This window comes from Rathayibacter sp. AY1B4 (assembly GCF_002932815.1).
GTDB lineage: Bacteria > Actinomycetota > Actinomycetes > Actinomycetales > Microbacteriaceae > Rathayibacter.
Window position 1 is genome coordinate 172,219 of record NZ_PSWN01000001.1, and the last position, 15,701, is coordinate 187,919.

The window sequence follows — 15,701 nt, forward strand, 5'->3', positions numbered from 1 at the left end:
GCAGGCAGGACGGCACGGCGTGAGCGAGCAGGACGGCACCGCGTGAGCAAGCAGGACGGCACGGGGCGGCAGGTCACGACCGAGCCCTTCGACGACCCGCGCGCGAGCATCATGCACATCGACATGGACGCGTTCTTCGCCTCCGTCGAGCTGCTCGACCGGCCGGATCTGCGCGGGAGGCCGGTCATCGTGGGCCACCACGGAGCGCGCTCCGTCGTCACAGCGGCGACCTACGAGGCGCGCCGCTACGGCGTCAACTCGGCGATGCCCATGGCGGTCGCCCTCCGCCGCTGCCCGCAGGCCGTGGTCCTCGAGCCGCACATGGAGCGCTACCGCGAGGCCTCTCGCCGCGTCATGGCGATCTTCGACTCCTTCACGCCGCTGGTCGAGCGCCTGAGCATCGACGAGGCGTTCCTCGACGTCGCGGGTGCCCGCCGCATCTCGGGCTCGCCGTTCGCGATCGGCACCGAGATCCGCCGCCGGGTGCACGCCGAGCTCGGGCTGACCTGCTCGGTCGGGATCGCCAGCACCAAGTTCGTCGCCAAGCTCGCCTCCGGCCGCTCCAAGCCCGACGGTCTGCTGGTCGTCCCCGCCGACGGCGTCCGCGAGTTCCTCGATCCGCTGCCCGTGAGCGCGCTGTGGGGAGTCGGCGCGAGCACGGAGGAGGCGCTCGTCCGCCGCGGTCTGCGCACCGTCGCCGACGTCGCGACCACCCCGCTGCCGTCGCTGGTGTCCGCCCTCGGCGAGGCGACCGGGAGGCGCCTGCACGCCCTGGCGAACGGGGTGGATCCGCGGCCGGTCGACACCCGCCAGATCGAGAAGAGCGCCGGACACGAGATCACCTTCGCCGACGACGTGGCCGACCCCGAGCTCGTCCGTCGTGAGCTGCTGCGGCTCTGCGACAAGGTCGCCGTGCGGATGCGCCGCTCGGGAGTGCGCTGCCGCACCGTCGCGGTGAAGGTGCGCTTCGGCGACTTCAGCACCCTCACCCGCTCCCGCACGCTCGTCGAGGCGACGGACGTGGCCCGCGTCCTCTACGAGGCCTCCTCCGCGCTGCTCGAGGCGGCCAACCCGATGCGGCGGCCCGTGCGGCTGATCGGCGTGCGCGGCGAGCAGCTCGTCGAGGGCGACGACGTCGCGTTCTCCCTGTGGAGCGACTCCGACGACTGGCGCGACGCGGAGCTCGCGGTCGACGGCGTGGCCGCCCGCTTCGGTTCCGGGGCCGTGCGTCCCGCCTCGCTCCTGTCCCGGTCGGCTCCCGAGTCGGCCAAGGGGATCGACCTCAGCGACACGCTCGCTACGCGGAACCGATCGTCAGACTGATCGGGCGGTGGTCGGAGCCGTTCGGCGGCAGGACCGCGACGGTCGCGGCGGTGACGCCGTCGGCGAGCGCGTGGTCGAGCGAGACGAGCGGCAGCAGGGACGGCCAGGTCGCCGGGAAGCCGACTCCGCCCGTGCGGACGAGGCCCGCCTCCGCCAGCACCGGAGCGAGCAGGTGGTCGTCCGTCGGCGTGTTGAAATCACCGATGACCAGCGTCCGGTCCGACTCGTCGTCTCGGAGAGCGGTGGCGAGGTTCGAGAGCATGGTGTCCCGCTCCTCGTGGTCGCCCGGCCGGAACGAGGCGAGGTGCACCACGAACAGGCGTGCGCTGCCGACCGGCGTGTCGACGTCGACGGCGAGCGCGCGCTCCCAGCCGAGACCGAGGTCGAGCGGCTCCTGGTCGGTCAGCTCGGTCCGGCTCCAGACGCCGACGGTGCTCGAGACGGACGAGTACGGGTACTCGTCGGCCAGCTCGGCGTCGACCGCGTCCACGGCGTCTCCGTCGAGCTCCTGCAGCGCGATCACGTCGGGGCCGCGGGCGGCGAGCGAGGCGGCGAGGCCACCGGCGTCGCCGCTCGTCTCGATGTTCTGGCTGACGACGGTGAACGAGCCGGAGCGCACGGCCGGCGCCGGAAGCGCGACCGGCAGCACCAGCACGCCGTAGACCATCGCCAGCACGGTGACCGCGGCCGCCGTCCGGCGCGACCGGAGGGCCGCCGCGGCCGCGATGAGGAGCAGCACGAGGAGCCCCGTCCACGGGATCCCGACCTCGAGGACCGACAGCCAGCCGATCGGATCGGGCAGCGCGCGGTGGAAGGCGAGGAAGGCGGCGAGCACGAGGCTCGCGACCGCCACCGCGGCCGAGCGCACGGGGCGGCGGCGGCGGGTGCGGGCGGACATCCGTCGATCATGGCAGCAGGTCCCCGGAGGTCCATGGACGAGTCCTGTGCGCCCCGGCGGGCCGCTTGTCGCCGCGGAGAGCCGCGGAGTACCGTCGCACCATGCCCAACATCGCAGTCTCCCTGGCCGACACCGTCACCACCGCGGGTACCGCGACGATCTACGGCGAGCCCGTCACCGTCGACGGCGTCTCGCTCGTCCCCGTCGCCCTCCGCTGGTTCGGCTTCGGCGGAGGCAGCGGCTCCGAGGACGGCCAGGAGGGCGGCGGCGGAGGCGGTGGCGCCACGGTCATCCCGATCGGCGCCTACATCAAGGACGACCTCGGCCTGCGGTTCCAGCCGAACGTGATCTCGGTCCTCGCCGTCGGCATCCCCTTCGTGTGGGTGACCGGCAAGGCCCTCGCGCGCATCATCCGCGCCCTCAAGAAGTAGCCGGAGCGGCCCCGCGTCAGCTGGCGCGCTGCTGGCGCGCGGGGTACCACTTCTTCTTCGTCCGGCCGAAGCCGACGATCAGCCGCTCGGCGTCGTCCGGCCGGCGGGGGTCGTAGATCACCGCGGCGGGCTCGCCGGCCATCCACGCGTCCCCCCGCTTCAGCGGGTACTTCTGCGCGCGCTTCTCCACACCCTCGGCGGTCCGGTAGACGACCAGGAGCCTGCCCAGATCCCGTGCCGAATCGCGATCGCCGCGTGCCGGATCCGGCCCGACGACGCGCGCCGGCACCCGCGTGCCGTAGCTGAGCAGCTCGCGGCGGATCCGCGCACGGCGCTGCCAGAGCAGAGCCTGCAGCAGAACGATCAGCAGCACGGCCAGGACGACGACCACCGACCACGACATGACGTCTATGATTGCCGACGAACACGGGAGTCCGGTGCACCGGGCTGAGAGGAAGGCAGCAGCCTTCGACCGTCGAACCTGATCTGGGTCATGCCAGCGAAGGAACGTTTCGATCTCCTCTTACCAACCCGTGCCCTCCATTCGCTTCCACGAAAGGGCACGTCAGTGCAGAACACGAACGCGCAGAACACGAACGCGCAGAACACGAACGCGCAGAACACGAACGCGCAGAACACGAACGCGCAGAACACGAACGCGCAGAACACGAACGCGCAGAACCTCACCTCCTCCGCCCCGGCCCGGCGCGATCTGCGCTGGCGGGTCGTCGACATCGTGGTGGCGAGCGTCGTCGCCGTCGCGAGCGGGATCGTCTTCTGGGCCTGGGGCCTGGCGACGAACGTCCTCGGCCTCGCCTTCGAGTTCCTGCCCGGGCTCGGCGGGCTCCTCGGCGGCGGCTGGCTCTTCGCCGGCGTCCTCGGCGGCCTGATCATCCGCAAGCCCGGAGCCGCGCTCTACACCGAGCTGGTCGCCGCGGCCGTGTCGGCTCTGATCGGCACCCAGTGGGGCTTCACCGTGCTGATCTCCGGACTCGTGCAGGGACTCGGCGCGGAGATCGTCCTGGCGCTCTTCCTCTACCGCAGCGGCCGTCCGCTCGTCGCGATGCTGGCCGGTGCCGGTGCCGGGCTGGCCCTCGCGATCAACGACCTGCTGTCGTACTACGCCGTCAACGACGCGCTCTTCAAGACCGTCTACGTCGCCTCCTCGATCGTCTCGGGCGCGCTCCTGGCCGGGCTGCTGTCCTGGTTCGCGGTGCGGGGGCTCGCGGCCTCGGGAGCGCTGGACCGCTTCGCCTCCGGGCGCGAGGGCCGGACGGTCGAGGGAGCCGGCGCGGGCGCTCGATGAGCGGCGCCTCCGTCCGGGCGCGGGGCTGGAGCTGGCGGCACGCGGGACGCTCCCGCGACGCCCTCTCCGGCCTCGATCTCGCGCTGGAGCCGGGGGAGCGCGTGCTGCTCCTCGGCCCCTCCGGCGCGGGAAAGAGCACGCTGCTGCACGCCCTGGCCGGCGTCCTCGGCGGGGAGGAGGACGGCTCCGCGGCGGGCGAGCTCGAGATCGACGGAGCCGCGCCGCTCACCCGGCGCGGTGTCGCGGGGCTCGTGCTGCAGGATCCGGACACTCAGGCGGTCCTGGCGCGGGTCGGCGACGACGTCGCGTTCGCCTGCGAGAACCTCGGCGTGCCGCGCGAGGAGATCCCCGCGCGGGTTCGGGAGGCGCTCGGCGACGTCGGTCTCGACGTCCCGTTAAACCACTCCACCTCGGCGCTCTCGGGCGGGCAGAAGCAGAGGCTCGCCCTGGCGGGCGTGCTCGCCATGCGTCCGCGGCTCCTGCTCCTCGACGAGCCCACCGCCAACCTCGATCCGGACGGTGTACGCGAGGTGCGGGCGGCGGTGGAGCGCACGGCCGCCCGCACGGGGGCGACGCTGATCGTCGTCGAGCACCGGGTCGACGTGTGGGTCGGCCTCGTCGACCGGGTCGTGGTGCTCGGGCGGGACGGCGCGGTCGTCGCCGACGGCGCTCCAGTCGAGGTCCTCGATCGAACGCACGACGTGCTCCGCGCCTCCGGCGTCTGGCTGCCCGGTGACACCCCCGCCCGGCGCGGGGCGAGCGTGCTGCCCTCGCCCGCCGCCCTGAGCGCGCACGACCTCGCCATCGGCCGGCCCGTCCTCGGGCGCCGCCGCTCGACCATCGTGGCCTCGGGGCTCGAGCTCGCCGTCGACTCCGCGCGGGCCACGGCCGTGCTGGGACCCAACGGCGCGGGGAAGTCGACCCTCGCGCTCACGCTGGCCGGTCTCCTGCCGCCGGTCGCGGGGCGGGTGACCGCCTCTGAGTCGCTCCGCGCCGGTGCGGGCCCGGAGCCGATCCGCTGGACCTCGGCTCAGCTCGCCGGACGGATCGCGATGGTGTTCCAGGAGCCGGAGCACCAGTTCCTCACCGCTCGCGTGCGCGCCGAGCTCGCGCTGGGCGCCCGCGACGAGGCGGAGCGGCATCCGGCGGAGGAGCTCCTGGAGCGCCTCGGCCTCGCGCACCTCGCCGACGCCAATCCGTTCACCCTCTCCGGAGGCGAGAAGCGGCGCCTGGCCGTCGCGTCCGCCCTCACCCGGTCGCCGTCCGTGCTCGTCCTCGACGAGCCGACGTTCGGGCAGGACCGCCTGACCTGGGAGGTGCTCGTCGACCTCCTCGCCGAGCAGCGCGACGCGGGCACGGCGGTGCTCGCCGTCACCCACGACGAGGCGCTGGTCGCCGCCCTCGCCGACTCGGTCGTCACCCTCGGCGCCCGCGAGGCGGTGTCGGGATGACGCTCCTCGACTCCGTTCCCGCGCGCAGCCGGATCGCCCGGGCCAACCCGGTCGCCAAGCTCCTCGCCAGCCTGGTCATCGCGTTCGCGCTCCTCCTCACGGTCGATGCGGTCTCCGCGGCGACGGCGCTGGCGCTCGAGCTGCTGGTTCTGCCCTTCGCAGGGCTCCGGGCGGGTGAGCTCGTGCGGCGGACGGCTCCCGTCTGGATCGCGGCTCCGCTCGCCGGCCTCTCGACTGTCCTCTACGGGCGTGACAGCGGCGCCGTCTACGCGGAGTTCCTCATCGTCTCGGTCACGGAGGGATCCGTCGCCCTCGGGCTGGCCATCGCGCTGCGCGTCCTGGCGATCGGACTGCCGAGCGTGGTCCTCATCGCCACCACCGACCCGACCGACCTGGCGGACGGCCTCGCGCAGATCCTGCGACTGCCCTCGCGCTTCGTGCTCGGCGCTCTCGCCGGCATGCGGCTCGTCGGTCTGCTCGTCGACGACTGGCGCACCCTGTCGATGGCCCGCCGCGCCCGCGGGGTCGCCGACGGCCGCGGGCCCGTCGAGGCGCTCCGCAGCCTCGCGGCCCGCACGTTCTCGCTGCTCGTGCTGGCCATCCGGCGGGGGAGCAGGCTCGCGACGGCGATGGAGGCGAAGGGCTTCGGCTCCGGCGTCCCGCGCACCTGGGCGCGGCAGTCGCGCCTCGGAGCCGGCGACCTCCTGCTGCTCGCGGGCGGAGCGCTGATCGCTGCCGTCGCCGTGACCGCCGCCGTCGTCACCGGCTCCTGGAGCTTCGTCCTGCATGGCTGAGCGGATCCTGCCGCTGACGGATCGGACGGCGGGCGACCTCGCCCGCTCCGTGATCGCGCGGCGTCGTCGGACGGTGCTGCTGGACGGACCGAGCGGCTCCGGCAAGTCGACGTTCGCGCGCGCGCTGGTCGAGCAGCTCCGTCTCGCGCCGGCGGCATCGTCGGTCGCGCTCGTGCGGATGGACGACCTCTACCCCGGCTGGACGGGCCTGGACCGGGCGTCGCGGGAGACGGCCGCGACGCTCGTCCGCCCCCACGGCCTCGGCCTCGCGGCGCGCTGGCGGCCCTGGAACTGGGCCGCGGGGACGACGGCCGGGCGCCGCGTCGTCCGCGAGCCGCTTCTCGTGCTCGAGGGCTGCGGATCGGCCGGCGCCGCCGCGCGCCGCCACGCCGATCTGGTGGTCTGGCTCGAGGCCGACGACGAGGTGCGGCGCGTGCGCGCGCTCGAGCGCGACGGCGAGCTCTTCGCTCCGCACTGGGACGCCTGGGACCGCGACTTCCGCTCCTACTGCGCTCGGGAGCGGCCCCGGGAGAACGCCGACCTCGTGCTGGACACGGGCGGCGGGGGAGCGGTGCGCGGCTGAGGGGTCCACTCCGAGCGCTGCGACGCGCGGATGCCGGTGAGAGGCTCGCCCTCGGCGGTGATCAGGCCCAGCCGAGCTCGTGCAGCCGGTCGTCGTCGATGCCGTAGAAGTGGGCGATCTCGTGGACGAGCGTGACGTGGATCTCGTCGCGCAGCGCGTCCAGATCGTCGCACGCGGCGAGGTGCGGCTCGCGGAACAGCACGATGCGGTCGGGCATCTCGCCGAAGCCGTAGCGCTCGCGCTCGGTGAGGGCGACGCCGTCGTAGTAGCCGAGCAGATCCAGGGTCCCGTCCTCGGGCCGGTCCTCCACGACGAACACGACGTTGTCGAGCCCGTCGACCATGTCGTCCGGGAGCGCGTCGAGCTCGGAGATCACCAGGGCTTCGAAGGCGTCCTCGTCCAGCTCGAGCATCCGGGACCTCTCTGCGTCGGCGATCGCTGCCGGTCGCCGGATGTGCGAAGAGGCCCGGAGTCGGAACTCCGGGCCTCTTCCGCTGCATGCACAGCCACTGGGGTGAGTAACGGGGCTCGAACCCGCGACCTCCTAGACCACAACCAGGCGCTCTGCCAACTGAGCTATACCCACCAGGAGCGTGTTCCGGCGGGGTGACCCGCCGAAGCAACTGTACGAGAGTACTACATCCGCGAGGCGAACTCGTCCACGACGGCGGCCGACACGGCCTGCACCTCGGCGGTGCTCGGCCCCGGCTGCTCCACGAACACGGCACGGCGGTAGTACTGCAGCTCTCGGATGCTCTCGAGGATGTCGGCGAGAGCGCGGTGTCCGCCGTGCTTCTTGGGCGCGTTGAAGTAGATGCGCGGGAACCACCGCCGTGCCAGCTCCTTGATCGTGCTGACGTCGACGTTGCGGTAGTGCAGGTGGCCGTCGAGACGCGGCATGAACTTCGCGAGGAAGGCGCGGTCGGTGCCGATCGAGTTGCCGGCGAGGGGGGCCTGCTGCTCCGCCGGGACGTGCTTCAGCACGTACTCCAGCACCTCGTACTCGGCCTCCGCGACGCTGACGCCGGAGGGGATCTCGACCAGTAGCCCGGAGGTCTCGTGCATCGACCGGACGAAGTCGCCCATGTTCTCGAGCGCGGTCGCGTCGGGCCGGATGACGAGGGAGAGCCCCTCGTCGAGCGGGTTCAACTCGAAGTCGGTGACGACGACGGCGATCTCGACGAGCTCGTCGACGGAGAGGTCGAGCCCCGTCATCTCGCAGTCGATCCAGACAAGACGGTCGGGGGCGCTACTCATGCGGGGCAGTCTATCGGCGGCCGCCGACACCCGGTCCGGCCGCCTCGCTCCTCCTACACTGGACCCTCGTGATCACGCTCGCCTGCTGCCTCCTCATCGTCAACGCCGTGTGGAACGCGATCGTCTGGCCGCCCTTCCTCCGCCGCGTCCGCAAGGACCCGCGGGCGCGCGACGCGGACGGCCGCGCGACGACCTTCCTCCGCGTGCACACGGTGCTCATCGGCGTGTCGCTCGCCCTCGCCGTGGTCTCCCTCGTCGTGGGAGTGCTGGGACTCGTCCGGGGCGCCTAGGCCCCGGCGGGCGCGGCCTCTGTGCTTCGGTATCGTGGTCGGAGTCCGCCCCCGTAGCTCAGCGGATAGAGCAGGAGCCTTCTAATCTCTTGGTCGCAGGTTCGATTCCTGCCGGGGGCACCATCGGATCGGGAGCGCGCCGGTCGCCGTCCCTAGTCTTGTCCCGGTGGCGTGCGGATCAGCGTCGACGCCTCGCGCCCGTCCTTCGACCGCGTCGCGGCCTCTCCTCGGGCGGCGCTGCGCTCCTCCGAGGAGTGACGCCCGGCACCCACGGGGTTTTCCTCCGCTCCGGTGACCCTCGGACGAGGACTCGCGGTCGCTCCACTAGTAACACACCGGCAAATCGGAGGCAACACCGGCGTGTTTCCCACCCGAAGTCGTTTGAGTGTCATTCAGGCACCTAGTCTTGGGGTGTCCGGAATTACAACGACGTAACGAACGGAGGTACGACCATGCTGCTCCTCGCCATCCTCGGTGGAATCGCCGTCGCGTGGACGATCGTCGCGGCGCCCCTCGCCGTACTGGTCGGCCGAGTCGCCCGTGCACGTGATGCACACAGCTAGTCAGTACACGCACCGCCCGCACCACGGAGAAGGCCCCGATCGCATTCGCGATCGGGGCCTTCTTCTCGTAGTCGGGAGCACTCAGACCGAGCTGCGCTCCTGGCCTCGGTCGTCGTCCGAGGCGGACCGCTCGAACCGGGCCTCGTCCGCCCGGACGACCGCCTCGTCGTCGGCCGGCACGCCGTCGCGGTCTCCGTCGGCCGGAGCCGACGGCGTCGCGTCGTGCTCCGCGTCCGGCTGCGGCTGGGCGGCAGGAGCCGAGCGCTGCGGGTCGACGGGCGGCAGCTCCTCCACGAAACGCTCGCGCGACGGCACCTCCAGGCGGTCGACGTCGGCGAGCAGGCGGCGGGTCTCCTCCTGCGAGGCGTCCCCGGCCGACGCGGGGAGGACGATCGTGGGCGTCTGCGGGGCTGCAGAGCCGGAGGCGGAGCCCGCGCCGACGACGACCGGTGCGACGGCGGTCGGTGCGGCGGCCGGGGGAGCGGTGCGCTGGGGAGCGGCCTCGGCGGTGCTCGCGGCCCGATCGGACGACGGAGCGGACTCGGCGGAGCGGTCTCGACCCGTCTCCGAGAAGCGCCAGCGCTCGAGGTCGGCGAGGAAGGCCTTCCGGGCGCGCCCGGGCTTGTCCCGCCACTGCACGAGGCGGTCACGGAACTCGCCCACGCTCGCCTGCGTCTGGTAGCCGCCGGTGCTCGACGTGTGCTTCAGCTCGGCGAGCTCGTGAGCGGCCCAGTTGGCCGCGACTCCGGAGCCCTTGACGGGCAGGAGGCGCAGGTGCGTCTCGGCCTGCGCGGACGCGCGGTCGCTGAGGACGCGCTCCGGGCTGCTGAGGACGTTCCAGGCCGAGGCGTCGACCGCGGCGTCGACGAGCGTCGCGATGACCGCGTTCTTCCGCTCGTGATCCTGCTGACGGATGAGGCGCGCGATGGACGCTCGGAAGACGGAGGCGATCACGATCGCTCCGACCACCACGGCCAGCAGGACCACAGCGGCCGTGAAGACCGCCTGGTGCCCGTCGCTCGTGCGGATCCAGGACATGAACTCGTTCCACCACTGCATGGGGCGAACGCTATCCGGGGCGGTCGCCGCGGCCCGGTCGGCACGCCGCCGACCGGGCGGATCGGCGCGTCAGGCGACGCGGAAGACCTCGATCGCGTCGTCGACGCTCCAGAACTCGCCGAGCTCGGCGCCGGCGGGCATGCCCGCCCGCAGCAGCCGGGCGCGGTACCGCTCGCCGAGCGGATCCTCGACCAGCTCGATGTGACCGACCACGGCGCCCGAGCCGGTGCTCACGCGCCACAGCCGGGCGTTGACCCGGGTGAGCGTCGGCGGGGTGCGGGTGGCGTGCAGCGTGGACAGGGACATCGGTTCCTCCTGCTCGAGTCTCGGAGCACCCACCGGCCGAGTGCTGTCGCAGACTACGGCCGACCACCGACATCCCCGCCGGGGCGTCAGCGCAGGGTCGTGCCGTGCACCGCGAACTCCTCGATCGCGTCGATCTCCTCCTGCGAGAGGGGGCCGGCGTCCAGCGCGGCGACGTTCTGCTCGAGCTGCGCGACGCTCGACGCTCCGATGATGGCGCTCGTGACGGTGGGCACCCGGAGCACCCAGCTCAGGGCGAGCTGGGCCAGCGACTGGCCGCGCTGCTGCGCGATCGCGTTCAGGCCGCGGGCGCGCGTCAGGTACGCCTCGTCGATCCGGTCGGAGGAGAGGAAGCGCGACGTCGCCGCACGGGACCCCTCCGGCACGGTACCGTCGAGGTAGCGGTCCGTCAGGAGCCCCTGCGCCAGCGGCGAGAAGACGATGCAGCCGGTGCCGAGCTCGTCGAGCACGGGGAAGAGGCCGTCCTCGGGTCCGCGGTCGAAGAGCGAGTAGCGGGGCTGGTGCAGGAGGAGCGGCACTCCGCTGCCCGCCAGTGCCGCCTGCGCGGCCCGGGTCTGCTCGGGCGAGTAGTTCGAGATGCCGGCGTAGAGCGCCTTGCCCGACTCCACCGCCGAGACGAGAGCGCCCATGGTCTCCTCGATCGGAGTCTCCGGGTCCGGCCGGTGCGAGTAGAAGACGTCCACGTAGTCGACGCCGATCCGCTGCAGGCTCTGGTCGAGCGAGGAGAGCAGGTACTTGCGCGAGCCGCCGTCCCCGTACGGGCCGGGCCACATGTCGTATCCGGCCTTGGACGAGATGACGATCTCGTCGCGGTACGGGCGGAGGTCCTCCGCGAGGATGCGGCCGAAGGCCGTCTCGGCGGCGCCGTAGGGCGGTCCGTAGTTGTTCGCGAGGTCGAAGTGGGTGACGCCCAGGTCGAACGCGCGGCGGAGGATCGCGCGCTGCGTGTCGAGGGAGCGGTCGGATCCGAAGTTGTGCCAGAGGCCCAGCGACAGGGCGGGCAGCAGCAGGCCGCTCCGTCCGGTGCGTCGGTAGTCCATGCGGTCGTAGCGGGCGGGGGCGGCGTCGTAGCTCACGCCGCGACTCTATTGCAGGGGGCGGATCCGCGGAATGCAGGGGGCGGTGAGCGTGTTGGACCGACTGACGCCTCCGGCACCCCGGACGCGTCGACGCGACAGGAAGTGAGTCACACGCTATGCGCACATTCGTACTCGCCGGAGGATGCTTCTGGTGTCTGGACGCCGTCTACCGCGTCCTCGACGGCGTGACCGACGTCGTCTCCGGCTACACCGGCGGCCGCACGACCGAGCCCGACTACGAGGACGTCTGCTCCGGGCGCACCGGCCACGCCGAGGCCGTCGCCGTCACCTTCGATCCCGAGGTCATCCCCGAGCAGGTCGTCCTCGACGTCTTCTTCACCCTGCACGACCCGCGACAGCTGAACCGCCAGGGCAACGACGTCGGCACGCAGTACCGCTCGGCGATGTTCTACTCCTCCGACGAGGAGAAGGAGCTGTTCGAGACCGCGCGCGACCGTGCGTCCGAGTGGTGGGACGGCCCGATCGTCACTGAAATCTCGCCGCTGGGCGTCTACTACCCCGCCGAGGACTACCACCAGGACTTCTTCGCGAAGAACCCGGGCCAGGGCTACTGCATGGCGGTCGCACTGCCCAAGGTGAACAAGATCCGCAAGTCCTACTCGAGGTACATCACCGCGTCGTAACGCTCCTCCACAGGGGACGATCCGCTCGTCCTCTCCCCAGAAGGGCCCGCCTCCACCTCGGAGGCGGGCCCTTCGTCGCGACACTGGCACTGCGGCGCCCGAGCGGTACCAGCCCCCTCCGCCCGGGCGCCGTGCCCGTCGCAGCCGTGGCGGGGCAGGAGTAGAGAGGACACGACCATGACCGACACGCTGACCGTCATCGGGACCATCGGCACCGAGCCCCGGAGCATCGATACCTCCAGCGGCACCGCGATGACCAGCTTCCGGCTCGCCTCGACGCAGCGGCGCTACGACCGCTCGGAGCAGCGCTGGGTCGACGTCTCGACCAACTGGTACACCGTCACCGCGTTCAACGGCCTGGCCGGCAACGCGCTGTCCTCCCTGTCGCGCGGCGACCGGATCCTCGTCACCGGGCGGCTCGGGGTGAGGGCCTGGGAGGCGGGAGGCAAGGCCGGTACGGATGTGGTCCTCACGGCCGAGGGCATCGGGCACGACCTCGCCTGGGGGACCAGCAGCTTCACGAAGACCGTCGGGCGCGCCTCTGCTCCCGCCCCTGCCGCCGAGCCCGCGTGGAGCGAGGAGGCGCCGCGCGAGGGCGCCGCGGCGGGGGACTGGGGCGCGTCGGGCCATGACCGCGGTGATGCCGTGCCCGAGCCGCCGGTGGCGGCGGGCGTCGGCGGAGGCGCTCCCGGTCTCTCGGTAGGATCCGGGGAGACCCCGTTCTGATCCGGGGGACCGGAGCGAGAGCCGTCCCGGTCGGGAGGAGCCGGGCGTGACACGGAACCGAGCGGCCCGCATCGCGCTCGTGCTCGGCGGTCTCGCCGTCTGCCTCTCCGGTTGCACGTCGCCGTCGGCACCGGATCCCGTGGTGTCCTCCTCCGCGGCCGAGGCGCCGGCACCGGCGGAGTCCGCCGCACCCGTCGCCTTCGTGCCGGGCGGGACGACGGAGCAGAACCTCCCCGTGTTCGAGCAGACCCTTCGCGCGGCGGCCGAGCCCGATCCGAAGGTGAGCGGCTCCAGCGTGGTCGACGCGCTCGTCGCGGCGGGGTTCTCCCGCGAGTCGATGCAGCTGACAGCGGACGAGACCTCGGTCGGACTCGACGCGGACTCGGTGCAGGTCTCCGTCAAGCTCGGGGAGTCGTGCCTCATCGGCCAGTACGGCCCGAAGAGCGGCGGGGTGCGGGCGGTGATCGCGGCACCGATCGCGACCGGCGCCTGCCTGGTCGGCCGGACCGTCCCGATCCAGGGCTGACGCGCCGGCCTCGACCGGGAACCGCTCCACCATGAGCCCCGGTCGGGGTCGGAAAGGACGGAAGGATCCTCGACAAGGCCCCTCGCCCGTCGAGTCCGAGAGCGCCCTGTGTTCGCCCGTCGCTCCTGCAGGACCCCTCCGACCGGTGCGGATCCGAGCAGGAGGACAGCCTCGTGCGAGCGGACCGGTCGACGATCCCGGTGGTCGGCGGCGCCCTCCCCTCCCCGGGACGCCGCTCAGCACGGTTAGGCTGCCCTGACCGACACGTGTGCCCCAGCGCGGGCACCGCGACGGACGTGCCGACGGGAGTGCTCGGCACGAGGACCACGACGAGGGGGAACTCGCCATGACCACATCCCGACCGCAGACGACGACGCGAGCGAGGTGGAGGCGCGCCGCCATCGCGGTCGCGAGCACGGCAGCCGTCGTCCTCGGAGTGACGACAGGAGCCGGAGCGGCTGCCGCCGCGGTGAGCCGGATGGTCGCGCTGACGAGTCCATACAACTGGTCGACCACCGAGACGTTCTCGGCCGCCCAGATCAGTCCCGTCGCGGGCGACGTCACCGGTCTCGACGTCACGCTCTCCGACTCCGCTCGGCCGACGGGTTCCTATCCGGCGTTCACGACCTACAACTGGGCGATCGGTGACTACGACCTCGCCGGGTCGGCGAAGCTCGCGTCCGGGAGCCGTAGCTTCCGCATCGACCTGAAGCAGCCCCTCGCCTCGTTCGGTAGTGGAACCGTCGCCCTCCAGATCACGGCGCAGAAGCAGCCGATCAAGAACCCCCGGGAGCCGATCGGCCAGCCGGTCGACAGCGGCTACGAGCTGACCACGTCGGCCACTCTCTCCGTCGCCGGAGCCTCCGGCAGCGGCGGCGTCGGCGGGGTCGACCTCAGCGGGACCGCGCAGACGCTCCAGCGCAGCGCCGCCTACTTCGCCTACAGCAACGCCGCTGAGGTGCCGGACGTGAAGGGCGGCGACACCGTCGTCCTCGAGTCCAACCGGGACGACTTCTACGACCTCCAGGGGCTCGCCGCCTATGTCGGTCCCAGCAGGACCGAGCGGATCCCCGCCCAGGTGAGTACGAACAGCAGACGGTCCGCGGTCACCGTGACGATCCCCTCGAGCGCCTACGACGCCTACAAGGACCGCGCCAGCAGCCTGGTCCAGGTCACCGGCGTCAGCAACGGCAGGGTGGACCAGCCCCGCGGAGCGACCATCACGTCGGACGCCGCAGTCCGCGTCACGGGAAGCGCAGCCACCACCCCGCCGGTCACGCCGACCCCGACGGCCACCGCGACCACCCCGCCGGTCACGCCGACCCCGACCACTCCTCCGGTCACGCCCACGCCGACCGCAACGCCGACGGCCCCGCCCGCCGGCTCGCCGGTCGTCTCGCGCATCTCGGGCACCGACCGTCAGGGCACCGCGGTCGAGGTGTCCAAGCGCACCTTCCCGGCGAACGTCCCCGTCGTCTACGTCGCCACCGGGCAGAACTTCCCGGACGCGCTCAGCGCCGGACCCGCCGCGGCCAAGGCGGGCGGGCCGCTGCTCCTGGTCGACCGCGACTCGATGAGCCAGGTCGTCCGCACCGAGCTGACGCGTCTCAAGCCCGCGAAGATCGTCGTCGTGGGCTCCGAGCTCAGCGTCGGCAGCCAGGTCTACAGCGACCTGGCCGCGTATGCGCCGAAGGGAAAGACCACACGCATCGGCGGAGTCGACCGCTACGACACCTCGAAGCTGATCCTCCAGGACGCCTTCAGGGGCGGCTCCTCGATGGCCTGGCTGGCCACGGGCGAGAAGTTCCCCGACGCCCTGAGCGCCAGCGCTGCGGCCGGCGCGAATCGCGCTCCGGTGGTGCTGACCAACGGAACCGGCTCCACGGTGGACCCCCTCACCCAGCAGATCATCAGCGGCCTCAAGGTCAGTAGCTTGACGATCGCGGGCTCCTCGCTCTCGGTCAGCGCCGGCATCGAGCGCTCGATCACGGGCCCGATGATCACCCGCATCGGCGGGACCGACCGGTACGACACCTCGGAGAAGCTGAACAAGGCGGCCTTCACCTCGGCGAAGACCGTCTACCTCGCGACCGGTGAGAAGTTCCCCGACGCCCTGGCCGGAGCCACGGCGGCGGGCTACACCGGGAGCCCGCTCTTCGCGGTCCAGCCCACCTGCGTGCCCCGGGCGGTCCTCGACGACATCACCGCGTCCAAGGCGACGCAGGTGATCCTGCTCGGCAGCACGGACACGCTGTCCGAGGCGGTGGAGCGCCTGACGCCCTGCAGCTGATCCGCACCGTCGTCCGCTGACGCGATCCGCCCTCCCCACCGGCCCGGCCGGAGCGGAGGGCGGTCCGCGTTCAGGCGCTCCCTCCGACGCGGACCGGCGAGTTCCCGTTATCCTCGACTGGTGCGGACGGTCCCGCGGCCTGCGCTCCGCGTCGGCC

General features: G+C 72.4%; 18 protein-coding genes, 2 tRNA genes and 1 riboswitch. Of the genes, 12 read left to right on the plus strand and 8 right to left on the minus strand.

Annotated features, from left to right (window positions below):
* Positions 1-42 precede the first annotated feature (42 nt).
* Entirely contained in the window at positions 43-1,323 is a 1,281-nt protein-coding gene (gene dinB / locus C5D66_RS00835) for a DNA polymerase IV (protein WP_104223726.1), read from the plus strand.
* Here the strand turns inward: dinB and C5D66_RS00840 are convergent.
* Positions 1,298-2,221, minus strand: a complete 924-nt coding sequence (locus tag C5D66_RS00840) for an endonuclease/exonuclease/phosphatase family protein (RefSeq protein ID WP_104254938.1) — start codon at positions 2,219-2,221, stop codon at positions 1,298-1,300. The genes dinB and C5D66_RS00840 overlap by 26 nt on opposite strands.
* A 101-nt stretch (positions 2,222-2,322) precedes the next feature.
* On the opposite strand from C5D66_RS00840, the gene C5D66_RS00845 reads away from it, so the two are divergent.
* Positions 2,323-2,652, plus strand: a complete 330-nt coding sequence (locus C5D66_RS00845) for a hypothetical protein (protein WP_104223724.1) — start codon at positions 2,323-2,325, stop codon at positions 2,650-2,652.
* Between the two features lie 16 nt (positions 2,653-2,668).
* Here the strand turns inward: C5D66_RS00845 and C5D66_RS00850 are convergent, their stop codons facing one another.
* Complete coding sequence (locus tag C5D66_RS00850) at positions 2,669-3,055, minus strand: DUF3592 domain-containing protein (RefSeq protein ID WP_104223723.1); 387 nt, start codon at positions 3,053-3,055, stop codon at positions 2,669-2,671.
* Between the two features lie 14 nt (positions 3,056-3,069).
* Positions 3,070-3,177, plus strand: a riboswitch (TPP riboswitch).
* 187 nt (positions 3,178-3,364) lie between these two features.
* Here C5D66_RS00850 and C5D66_RS00855 point away from each other — a divergent pair.
* The 4 genes from C5D66_RS00855 to C5D66_RS00870 are packed head-to-tail and all read left to right on the plus strand — an operon-like array spanning position 3,365 to position 6,786.
* Entirely contained in the window at positions 3,365-3,958 is a 594-nt protein-coding gene (locus C5D66_RS00855; protein ID WP_104247316.1) for an ECF transporter S component, read from the plus strand.
* Positions 3,955-5,409: an ABC transporter ATP-binding protein gene (locus C5D66_RS00860; RefSeq protein WP_104254937.1), complete on the plus strand. Its 1,455-nt coding sequence runs from the start codon at positions 3,955-3,957 to the stop codon at positions 5,407-5,409. The genes C5D66_RS00855 and C5D66_RS00860 overlap by 4 nt, the downstream gene beginning before the upstream one ends.
* Positions 5,406-6,203, plus strand: a complete 798-nt coding sequence (locus C5D66_RS00865; protein WP_104254936.1) for an energy-coupling factor transporter transmembrane protein EcfT — start codon at positions 5,406-5,408, stop codon at positions 6,201-6,203. Before C5D66_RS00860 ends, C5D66_RS00865 begins: the two co-directional genes overlap by 4 nt.
* Positions 6,196-6,786 carry an AAA family ATPase gene (locus tag C5D66_RS00870; RefSeq protein ID WP_258061292.1) on the plus strand — a complete coding sequence of 197 codons (591 nt, stop codon included), beginning with the start codon at positions 6,196-6,198 and terminating at the stop codon, positions 6,784-6,786. The genes C5D66_RS00865 and C5D66_RS00870 overlap by 8 nt, the downstream gene beginning before the upstream one ends.
* Before the next feature lie 61 nt (positions 6,787-6,847).
* On the opposite strand, the gene C5D66_RS00875 is transcribed toward C5D66_RS00870, so the two are convergent.
* The 3 genes from C5D66_RS00875 to orn form a co-directional block, all read right to left on the minus strand.
* The gene (locus tag C5D66_RS00875; RefSeq protein WP_104223719.1) at positions 6,848-7,198 is read right to left on the minus strand and encodes a metallopeptidase family protein; all 351 of its coding nucleotides are present in this window, start codon (positions 7,196-7,198) and stop codon (positions 6,848-6,850) included.
* 98 nt (positions 7,199-7,296) lie between these two features.
* Positions 7,297-7,372: transfer RNA gene (locus C5D66_RS00880), tRNA-His, on the minus strand.
* Positions 7,373-7,422: 50 nt separating this feature from the next.
* Positions 7,423-8,043 carry an oligoribonuclease gene (gene orn / locus C5D66_RS00885; RefSeq protein ID WP_104223718.1) on the minus strand — a complete coding sequence of 207 codons (621 nt, stop codon included), beginning with the start codon at positions 8,041-8,043 and terminating at the stop codon, positions 7,423-7,425.
* Positions 8,044-8,111: 68 nt separating this feature from the next.
* On the opposite strand from orn, the gene C5D66_RS00890 reads away from it, so the two are divergent.
* Both C5D66_RS00890 and C5D66_RS00895 read left to right on the plus strand, forming a co-directional pair.
* A complete protein-coding gene (locus C5D66_RS00890; protein ID WP_104223717.1) occupies positions 8,112-8,333 on the plus strand; it encodes an SCO4848 family membrane protein in 222 nt (73 codons plus the stop codon).
* Between the two features lie 47 nt (positions 8,334-8,380).
* Positions 8,381-8,456, plus strand: a tRNA-Arg gene (locus C5D66_RS00895).
* A gap of 521 nt (positions 8,457-8,977) precedes the next feature.
* Here the strand turns inward: C5D66_RS00895 and C5D66_RS00900 are convergent.
* The 3 genes from C5D66_RS00900 to C5D66_RS00910 form a co-directional block, all read right to left on the minus strand.
* On the minus strand, positions 8,978-9,955 hold the full coding sequence (locus C5D66_RS00900) for a hypothetical protein (RefSeq protein ID WP_104254935.1): 978 nt from the start codon (positions 9,953-9,955) through the stop codon (positions 8,978-8,980).
* Between the two features lie 69 nt (positions 9,956-10,024).
* Positions 10,025-10,261 (minus strand): hypothetical protein, encoded by a 237-nt coding sequence (locus C5D66_RS00905; protein ID WP_104223715.1) that lies wholly within the window; start codon positions 10,259-10,261, stop codon positions 10,025-10,027.
* An 86-nt stretch (positions 10,262-10,347) separates the two neighbouring features.
* Positions 10,348-11,355: an aldo/keto reductase gene (locus C5D66_RS00910; protein WP_104223714.1), complete on the minus strand. Its 1,008-nt coding sequence runs from the start codon at positions 11,353-11,355 to the stop codon at positions 10,348-10,350.
* Between the two features lie 119 nt (positions 11,356-11,474).
* Between C5D66_RS00910 and msrA the strand changes: the two genes are divergently transcribed.
* The 4 genes from msrA (at position 11,475) to C5D66_RS00930 (ending at position 15,544) form a co-directional block, all read left to right on the plus strand.
* Positions 11,475-12,002 (plus strand): peptide-methionine (S)-S-oxide reductase MsrA, encoded by a 528-nt coding sequence (gene msrA, locus C5D66_RS00915; RefSeq protein ID WP_104223713.1) that lies wholly within the window; start codon positions 11,475-11,477, stop codon positions 12,000-12,002.
* Positions 12,003-12,179: 177 nt separating this feature from the next.
* Positions 12,180-12,728, plus strand: coding sequence for a single-stranded DNA-binding protein (locus C5D66_RS00920; protein ID WP_104274010.1), 549 nt, complete (start codon positions 12,180-12,182; stop codon positions 12,726-12,728).
* 46 nt (positions 12,729-12,774) lie between these two features.
* Complete coding sequence (locus C5D66_RS00925) at positions 12,775-13,254, plus strand: DUF6993 domain-containing protein (RefSeq protein ID WP_104254933.1); 480 nt, start codon at positions 12,775-12,777, stop codon at positions 13,252-13,254.
* Positions 13,255-13,600: 346 nt separating this feature from the next.
* Positions 13,601-15,544 (plus strand): cell wall-binding repeat-containing protein, encoded by a 1,944-nt coding sequence (locus C5D66_RS00930; RefSeq protein WP_146083134.1) that lies wholly within the window; start codon positions 13,601-13,603, stop codon positions 15,542-15,544.
* Positions 15,545-15,701: the final 157 nt, after the last annotated feature.